General features: G+C 60.4%; 7 protein-coding genes. 2 read left to right on the plus strand and 5 right to left on the minus strand.

Annotation, left to right across the window (positions count from 1 at the left end; genetic code table 11):
* Positions 1–90 precede the first annotated feature (90 nt).
* Positions 91–963, minus strand: coding sequence for an SDR family NAD(P)-dependent oxidoreductase (locus ACFWAY_RS52670; protein ID WP_378516383.1), 873 nt, complete (start codon positions 961–963; stop codon positions 91–93).
* Positions 964–1,072: 109 nt separating this feature from the next.
* Here ACFWAY_RS52670 and ACFWAY_RS52675 point away from each other — a divergent pair, with 109 nt between their 5' ends.
* Positions 1,073–1,696 carry a TetR family transcriptional regulator gene (locus ACFWAY_RS52675; protein ID WP_378516384.1) on the plus strand — a complete coding sequence of 208 codons (624 nt, stop codon included), beginning with the start codon at positions 1,073–1,075 and terminating at the stop codon, positions 1,694–1,696.
* 46 nt (positions 1,697–1,742) lie between these two features.
* Here ACFWAY_RS52675 and ACFWAY_RS52680 read toward each other — a convergent pair whose 3' ends face one another.
* Positions 1,743–2,600, minus strand: a complete 858-nt coding sequence (locus ACFWAY_RS52680; RefSeq protein ID WP_378516385.1) for an MBL fold metallo-hydrolase — start codon at positions 2,598–2,600, stop codon at positions 1,743–1,745.
* Between the two features lie 374 nt (positions 2,601–2,974).
* Here ACFWAY_RS52680 and ACFWAY_RS52685 point away from each other — a divergent pair, with 374 nt between their 5' ends.
* On the plus strand, positions 2,975–3,895 hold the full coding sequence (locus tag ACFWAY_RS52685; RefSeq protein WP_378516386.1) for an NAD(P)-dependent oxidoreductase: 921 nt from the start codon (positions 2,975–2,977) through the stop codon (positions 3,893–3,895).
* A 110-nt stretch (positions 3,896–4,005) separates the two neighbouring features.
* Here the strand turns inward: ACFWAY_RS52685 and ACFWAY_RS52690 are convergent, their stop codons facing one another.
* Genes ACFWAY_RS52690 through ACFWAY_RS52700 form a run of 3 tightly spaced genes read right to left on the minus strand, consistent with a single transcriptional unit; the run spans position 4,006 to position 6,906 of the window.
* Positions 4,006–4,524: a DoxX family protein gene (locus ACFWAY_RS52690; protein WP_378516387.1), complete on the minus strand. Its 519-nt coding sequence runs from the start codon at positions 4,522–4,524 to the stop codon at positions 4,006–4,008.
* Positions 4,524–5,498 carry an NAD(P)H-dependent flavin oxidoreductase gene (locus ACFWAY_RS52695; RefSeq protein ID WP_378516389.1) on the minus strand — a complete coding sequence of 325 codons (975 nt, stop codon included), beginning with the start codon at positions 5,496–5,498 and terminating at the stop codon, positions 4,524–4,526. Before ACFWAY_RS52695 ends, ACFWAY_RS52690 begins: the two co-directional genes overlap by 1 nt.
* 28 nt (positions 5,499–5,526) lie before the next feature.
* Positions 5,527–6,906 carry an FAD-dependent oxidoreductase gene (locus ACFWAY_RS52700; RefSeq protein WP_378516388.1) on the minus strand — a complete coding sequence of 460 codons (1,380 nt, stop codon included), beginning with the start codon at positions 6,904–6,906 and terminating at the stop codon, positions 5,527–5,529.
* Positions 6,907–7,105 lie beyond the last annotated feature (199 nt).

The raw sequence follows: 7,105 nt of genomic DNA on the forward strand, positions 1-7,105 counted from the left end.
CACGACTTAGGTCATACACCAATCCGCCACCCGCACCACAGTTGACCAGCCATAACACCCTCCATGATCAACTTATCCAGGAAACTCCCGCTAGCGGGACTGCTCGACTTGTTCGCCGCCAGCATTCGGGCTGAGCGCGGCCCACAGGGGTGACGGGCCAGAGATGTTGGCGGTGCGGAATTCTTCCCAGTACCACTCAGGCCCGAGGAGTGCCTTGGCGCGCGGGATCATCTCGCCGTCAGGTCCGGAGTAGTAACGAACGCGTTCGGGCCGGTTGTCGGTGGCGGCACGAAAGATGACTTCGGCGGTTACGGACGGTGGGGAGCCGAGACTGGACTGGGGTGAGTTGAAGAAACTGTCCATCGCCGCGAGGTAGTCCTCGGGAATGTCCGTAGCGTTATCGATCTTCGAGAAGATGGGGGTGGCGTGGAGGCCTGGAAAGATTGCCTTGACCGAGACGCCGAACGACGCGAGTTCGATGTTCAAACCTTCGCTGAAGGCGGCGACCGCGGCCTTCGAGGCGGCGTACACCGAGGTATAGGGGTAGCCCTGATCGGCGCTGATAGAGGACAAGTTGATGATGACTCCGGAGCGCTGCTTGCGGAAGTGTGGCACGAACGCCTTGGTCAGAGCCATCAGCCCGAACACGTTGGTCTGGAACTGTCGATGAATCTGGTCCGAGGTGGAGGCCTCGATCGGGCCCATCTGGTAGTAGCCGGCGTTGTTCACCAGCGCATCGACCCGGCCGAACTGAGCGAGGGCCTTGTCGGCGAAGGCCGCGTCGGCCTCCTCGTCATTCACGTCCAGTAGCAGAGTACGGACGTTCTCCAATCCCTTGTGGACGTCCAGGTCGGCGTCTTTGCGGACGGTTGCGACGACATTCCAGCCTTCTCCGGCGAACTTCTGGACCGACTCCCTGCCGAATCCGGAGGCGGTACCAGTAATGACAACTGTGCGGTTCATGAGGATTCTCTCCTAGGTAGAGTGTAAGTAACTTCCTACTTACATTGCCGACGATAGCTCCCGCTGCTCGAACTTGTCAAGTAACTACCTACCTACATATCATCGACTCATGACACGCAACGCGGATGAGACCCGGCGGAAGCTCCTCGAAGCAGCTACCTCGGAGTTCGCTCAGTACGGCATCGCCGGCGCCCGAGTGGACAGAATTACCAAGAGCGCCGGTGTAAACAATGCCCTGCTCTACCGCTACTTCGGGAGCAAACTCGATCTGTTCGACATCGTCTACAGCCGACTCGTAACGGAGACGGTCGACCAGGTTCCCCTCGACGTCGACGATCTCCCCGGCTACGCAGTGCGGCTGTATGACTACTACTCCACGCATCCGAACGTCATTCGCTTGACCGCGTGGAGCCAGTTGGAACGACCAGGCCAACCCCTTCCCCAAGCCGCCCGCGACGCTCAGCAAGACAAGACGGAGCGCATCGTCGCAGCCCAACAGGAGGGTGTCCTTCCGAACACGCTCCCCGCGGACGAACTCCTTGCCCTCATCGTCCACCTCTCGCTTGCCAATACTCCGCTCGTCCCCAACGCGCAGGAACACATCGACCGCGACCGGCGGCGCACCTCGGTTCTCACCGCAGCGCGCGCCATCCTCAACGGTGCCGCCGACACCTCTGCCGGAAGCCATGACACGGTGGCCTCAACGGACTCCAGTCGACAACACGCGGGTTGAGAACCTTCGGGATGGCGCGGGAACGCCGGTTCCGGCGCGCGAAGCGTCAGTGATCAGACCCGCTCTCAGGGGTACAGCAGGGATCCCAGATCGTGATGCCCGCGGGCGACGCATCACGCAGTTTGCCCGGCGCCATGGAAGGAAAATGAGGTCCCCACACCATATTTCGCGTAGCCAGCAGTTCGTTCTTGAACTCTGTTCTCGTCTTTGCTGCCATAACCGAATCAACATCCGCAAGCCCGTTCCAGCGGTGAAGGAACTCGACTGGGCTGTGCACGAGATCTCCGACGAGCACGGCGGAGTCAGGGGCTCCGACCATTACGACGCTGCTGCCCGGCGTGTGCCCAGGAGTATGGCGCATCACGAGATCCTCGATTGTCATGGAACTTCCGCTCCAGAGTTGAAACCGATCCTCGCACCCCGCAATTAGGTTCGGAATCCGAATGTCTGGACTGTCCACAACGTCGACGAAATACGACCAGTCTTCTTGATGGCAGTAGATCGTCGCGTTGGGGAAGAAGGGCTCACCCTCAGGGGCCAGCCATCCGATATGGTCGACGTGCAGATGTGTGAGAAGCACCGCGCGAATCGAGGTCCGCTCTACGCCGAGGTCGAAGAGTGCCTCGGGTAAGCGGCCAGCCATCGCCAAGCTCCCTTTGTCCGGCGGCACATCAAACATCGGCCCGCCCCCTACGTCCACGAGCACATTCGAGCCCGGAGAGCTTTCGACCAAGAAACCTCCATACGGCATGCTCAGCGCTCCCGACCTGCTCAGGAACTGCTCGTGGCCATTCCAATCGTCCGCGGAGAGTCCGGGGAAGGTGGACAGCGGATCGAGTTCCATGATCCCGTCGAGGAGTGGGACGATTCGTCCGCGATTCGTGTCGGTGCGGTGGTAAGTCATCGATCTCTTTCCCTGTACCCAGTATTTGTCATCAATCGGAGTGGACGTGGGGCCGCTACGGTGGCGTCAGCACGACTCCCGGGCGAAGCCTTATGGTTTCGACGGAGCGTCGAGTCAGATTCTTCCGTTCATGTCCCGACAACCGAGGCCCATTCACCGATCTCCTTATCCTGCGTGCACCGATCGGCAATCACAGCTCAAACAATTCCTCGAGTTCGAAACACCTGCAGCACCCCGACGTACCGGCGGCAATCTTTTGGGGGCTGGTCAGAATCGATGTTCGAACCTCTCACTCAACTGTATCGTAGTTAGATATGCTGAGGTGACGATTTGGCCGTCCGACTCACAGGCGAGATGGCAATAAGGAGGCCCGAATGATCGATAGTAATGACCTTGCGCCCAACGCGGGGCGGACCACGGCGCACCGTGGGAAGCATGAGAAGGGCTGTGAACGAGTCGGTTTCGTTGGGCTTGGTGACATGGGAGGGCCGATAGCCCGGCGTATCGCCGAGGAGGGCTTCCCGCTGACGGTGTGGTCGCGACGCTCGAACTCGCTCGAGGCGTTAGATCCGGGAACATTTGCTGCAGCGGATTCGCTACGCCAGCTAGGTCAGAGTGCAGACATCATCGGAGTCTGCGTCTTCGGTGACTCAGACCTTCAAGAGGTGGTCCTACCGCCCAATGGTTTGCTGGCGACGATGGCACCCAACTCGATACTTGTCATCCACAGCACGGTATCGGTCGCCGTCTGCCAGGAGGTCGCCGCAGCGGCCACACTTCGGGGCGTACACGTCCTGGATGCGCCGGTCAGCGGTGCCCGTGAGGGGGCCAAGCGGGGAAGGCTCACAATCATGGTTGGGGGCGACCGCGACATCCTACGAAGGGTCATTCCCGTATTTGAGGCATACGGCAGCGTTATTCGCTGGATGGGACCCACGGGCGCCGGACAAAGGATGAAGGTTCTGAACAACGTACTGAGTTTCGGGAACGGCCGCCTCGCGAGTGTCGCCATCGAAACCGGTGAGCGACTCGGATTGGACGTCGAGTCGGTTGTCGACGTCCTGTCGTCCGGAAGTGCGAGCAGTTTCGCACTCAGATCCTTGGTGGAGAAGCTGATGCCAGACCCAGGTTTTGCTGATCACGCGTCTGCCATGGTCGAGAAGGATACGAGGATCTTTCAGGAGATGTGCCGGCACGCAGGGGTTCCGGTCACCGCTCTGGAGAATCTAGCGGTCGAACGCATTGACAATATGACGCCACACCTCGGAGTCAACAGCTCGGAAGCTCAATCGTAGTGCCACGTCCGCCTCGCTGGAATCGAATTCCATTCGGCTGCCACAAATCTGAGAAGGAGTCGCCCAGTCCAGTGCCCGAGCCGTGACCTCAGGAACTGGACTGGGCGGGTCTAGCGGCCAGCAGTTGCACTCGGCCGGAAGAAGAGTGCGAGCTGGGCAATTCCTGCTATGAGTCCTAGAACGACGGAGATGGCGAACCCGAGCCAACCCGACAGGGTGTGATCGATTCCGACCAGATTGTCAATCGACCACCTCCCGGCTCCCGTTATGGACACCGAGACGCCGACGACAGCTAAGACGACGTTGTATTCCCAACCATTCGCATTGACAAAGAAACCGCTCCCACGATGAACCGTGTAGCCGGCCACAAGCATGAGTGCAACGATTGCAGCGCCGGCCAACGGGGTCAGCAGACCCATCGCAAGCAGGATCCCGGAACCGATCTCAGTCGTCGCGGCCAAACGCGCGTGCAGCAGGCCCGGGCGCATTCCGATGCTGTCGAACCACCCGGCGGTGCCCGGAATACGACCGCCACCGAAGAACTTGTTGTATCCGTGAGCTGCAATGACGAACCCTACAACAACCCTGAGTAGTAGTATTCCCGCAGAGACCGCAGTGTCGCTTACCATCAGATCATCTCCGGCAGTTGGTTACGGACCAGGTGCGCCGCGTCGGACATGATCGTGTCGACGACGTCCTTGCAGCTTGCAACTTCGTGGATGAGGCCTTGCGCCTGGCTTGCCCACCACAGGCCGCCCTCGACGTCGCCGTTCTTGAGGACCTGCTCGCGGCCCCTCTGTCCGGAGGCGAGGTGTGCGACCTGGTCGAACGTTGCGCCTGGAGTCCGCGAGATCGCCGCGATTTCCTCGGAGACGGAGTTACGCGCAACTCGCGCGGAGTTGTGGAACTCGCGGAATACGATCACCGTCGACCGTTCATCGTTATCGACGATCTGTTGCTTGACGTTCGGATGGATCGGCGCCTCATGGGTAGCCACGAAACGAGTGCCCATGTTGACCGCGCAGGCGCCCAATGCGAGTGCGGCGACCAGTCCGGCCCCGTTGGCGATTCCTCCACTGGCGATGACGGGGATGCTGAGTTGTCTCACTGCGGCGGGGATCAGCACCAGCCCGGGAACGTCATCCTCACCGGGGTGCCCAGCGCATTCGAATCCATCGATGCTGATGGCGTCCACCCCGAGTGCTTCCGCCTTGACGGCGTGACGAACGGTGGTCGCCTTGTGGATGACTTTGACTCCGGCGCTCTTGAACGCTGGAAGGTGCGGCGCAGGGTTGCTTCCAGCGGTCTCTACCACTTTGACGCCGCTCTCGATGATGGCGTCGCGGTATTCGTCGTATGGCACCGGATTGATCGTTGGCAGGATGGTCAGGTTCACACCGAAGGGCTTATCGGTCAACTCTCTGCACCGCACGATCTCCTTCGCCAACTGTTCCGGCGTCGGCAGTGTCAAGGCGGTAAGGAATCCGAGCGCTCCTGCATTGGCCACTGCGGCGATGAGATCGGCAGTACCGATCGCGGTCATGCCGCCACAGATGATCGGGTGATCTACTCCGAAAGTTTTCGTAAACGTGGTCGAGAACAAGGTGCGCTCCTTCATCATGTCTGATCTTTCAAGCCTGTGCCCGTGCGATGTTGAGCATTTCCTCGCGGTCAACAACCTTGATTCGCTCGCGACCGGCAGGCTCGCCGAGGCGTCGTTCGAGGGCATCGAGGCGGTACCAGTCATCCCACGTTGTGTAGGCGATGTTCCTGGCTTCGAGGAACGCCGGAACCGCGCTTTCAGAGGGCTCGTGAGCGCCGGAGAACGGCATATCCTCGAGCAGGCACGCCACAGTCTCGGAGGCATCACCTTTGGTGTGCCCAATCAGCCCTACCGGTCCCCGCTTGATCCAACCAGTGACGTAGGTCGCCGGAATGGGGGTCCCGTCCTCGGCGAGGACGCGTCCGGCCTTATTGGGAATTGTGCCTGACCTCGCATCGTACGGCAGCGCGTCGATGTTGCGAGAAAGGTAGCCGACCGCCCGGTAGACTGCTTGTACATTCCAAAGGTTGTATTTACCTGTTCCTTTGCCGTTGCCGGTACCATCAAGCTTCATGCGTTCGGTTCGCAGACCAACAACCTTGCCCTCGGCTCCGAGGATCTCCGTGGGGGATTCGAAGAAGTGCAGAAAGAGCTTGTGCGTGCGGTCTCCGACGTCACGGTCCGCCCATCCCTGCAGCGTGTTCGCTACCATGTCAACTTGCTTGGAGTCGCTGCGCGCCCGTGTCGAGCCCTCGTCGAAATCGATATCGTCATGCGCAACGATCACCTCGATGTTCGGTGAATGATCCAACTCGCGAAGCTCCAACGGCGTGAACTTGGCTTGTGCGGGGCCGCGGCGACCGAACACATGCACTTCGAGTGCCTTGTTGTCCTTCAGGCCCGCATAGACGTTGGCCGGGATTTCGGTCGGCAGTAGTTCATCGGCCGTCTTGGCGAGGATGCGAGCGATGTCCAGTGCGACGTTGCCGACGCCGATCACCGCGACCGACTCCGCTTCGAGGGACCACGTGCGGGGCACGTCCGGGTGGCCGTCGTACCAGGAGACGAAGTCCGCGGCGCCGAAGGAGCCCTGGAGGTCATTGCCAGGGATATCGAGCGGCCGGTCCGTGTCGGCGCCGGTGGCGAAGATGACGGCATCGTAGAAGCGCCGAAGGTCATCCAGGATGAGGTCGGTGCCGTATTCCACGTTGCCGAAAAATCGCACTTGAGGTCGGTCCAACACCTTTTGCAAGGCCTTGACGATCGCCTTGATTCGGGGGTGGTCCGGTGCCACCCCGTAGCGGATGAGGCCGAACGGCGCCGGCACTCGCTCGAACAGGTCGATGCTGACGCCCGGGTCGGCAGCGGCTTCGGACTTCATCAATGCGTCCGCGGCGTAGATACCCGCTGGACCGGCTCCGACGATCGCGACGCTAAGCGCTCGTGCGCCGCTCTGCCCTTCTGTCATGTTTCAACCTATCCGTCTGACGTATATCGACGGCGCCATCATATATAACTATGTCATAGTTGAAAAGGGCGAGTTTGCGGCAACGGACAAGCGGTCGCACCGAGTTAAAGACGTTTCGGTAATTGAGTGAGTGGTGATCATAAGGAAAGTCCGGTGTGGTCGAGGAAGCTGTGGCACAGGTCGAAGTTCGAGCCGATCC

The sequence above is a fragment of the Rhodococcus sp. NPDC059968 genome (assembly GCF_042738615.1).
GTDB lineage: Bacteria > Actinomycetota > Actinomycetes > Mycobacteriales > Mycobacteriaceae > Rhodococcus_F.

What these genes read in the sequence shown, in the direction of transcription:
- ACFWAY_RS52670 (WP_378516383.1), bottom strand. Translation starts at nt 963, where the DNA reads ATGAACCGCACAGTTGTCATTACTGGTACCGCCTCCGGATTCGGCAGG.
- ACFWAY_RS52675 (WP_378516384.1), top strand. Translation starts at nt 1,073, where the DNA reads ATGACACGCAACGCGGATGAGACCCGGCGGAAGCTCCTCGAAGCAGCT.
- ACFWAY_RS52680 (WP_378516385.1), bottom strand. Translation starts at nt 2,600, where the DNA reads ATGACTTACCACCGCACCGACACGAATCGCGGACGAATCGTCCCACTC.
- ACFWAY_RS52685 (WP_378516386.1), top strand. Translation starts at nt 2,975, where the DNA reads ATGATCGATAGTAATGACCTTGCGCCCAACGCGGGGCGGACCACGGCG.
- ACFWAY_RS52690 (WP_378516387.1), bottom strand. Translation starts at nt 4,524, where the DNA reads ATGGTAAGCGACACTGCGGTCTCTGCGGGAATACTACTACTCAGGGTT.
- ACFWAY_RS52700 (WP_378516388.1), bottom strand. Translation starts at nt 6,906, where the DNA reads ATGACAGAAGGGCAGAGCGGCGCACGAGCGCTTAGCGTCGCGATCGTC.